The organism is Candidatus Cardinium sp. cBcalN2 (genome assembly GCF_022810445.1).
GTDB lineage: Bacteria > Bacteroidota > Bacteroidia > Cytophagales > Amoebophilaceae > Cardinium.
In genome coordinates, this window is record NZ_JAACGD010000161.1 from 1 (window position 1) to 921 (window position 921).

Consider the following 921-nt stretch of genomic DNA (forward strand, 5'->3'; position numbering starts at 1 on the left):
AATTAAGCCTATATGTTCAATAAACCATTGATTAAACGAACGATAAATACCTTGTTTCAGAACCATAGCTGCAAAAGCAGCCTTTTTATAGCTAAGTAGTTCATGCTCTGGTGTACTATAGAGATCAACCAAATGAAAACGATCAAACATACAAGATTTAGCTAATTCAGGATCTGAAAACATCGATAATAAACTATTTGAGCCTTTATAGGCCTTATTGCCGTTGTATATACAGATGTTTAAGATGATTGGAAGGGATACATTTCCGTTTTCTTTTAAATGTTGGCGTAATAGTTGAATGTTATATTCTGCAAATCTAAGAGGCATATATGTATCTTCGGTAGATTGGTGTTCGGCCAGGACATATAGGTAACCTGTTTGTTTATTTATATTGGTTTTGAACACTAAATCAGACTCCCCTCTTCTACCCACTGGATCCACAAAACTTTTATTTGTCAATTGTAAATTTTCCTGATCTATTTTACCAAATAGCTCATTAGGTAGATTAGCAGCTAAGAAGTCTAGCATAGCTTCCTTATTGCAGAAGGTATTCTTAAAAGCCATATCATGAGGCTTATCTATTCCCTCATTTTTATCCTTTTCTTTCTTTTGTCTTTTAGTCATCTGATCAGTACATTACAATAAATCACAAAAGAATTGTTCAAAAGCATATCATTATCTAGTGCTTGATTGTATTCTTTTCTACCTATTTACTTTAACTTAATAATTTATCTATAATAGATATCAAATAGAAAAATATCATATTAAACGTGAATAAATATTGTTTATTAGGATAAAAAACTATTCAATGTATCGTGAATAAGATTTATCTTAGAATAATAAATATCACCTGACATATGCTTCTTACGTATATATGCTTCTACCTTATCTACTAGTATCCATTAGTATCCATTCAGCCCT

Annotated in this window: 1 protein-coding gene; it reads right to left on the minus strand. The window is 30.7% G+C overall.

From position 1 onward, the window contains the following. A partial coding sequence (locus MUW74_RS04080) for an Rpn family recombination-promoting nuclease/putative transposase (protein ID WP_243553095.1) occupies positions 1–624 on the minus strand: 624 nt, incomplete at its 3' end. Between the last annotated feature and the right edge of the window lie 297 nt (positions 625–921).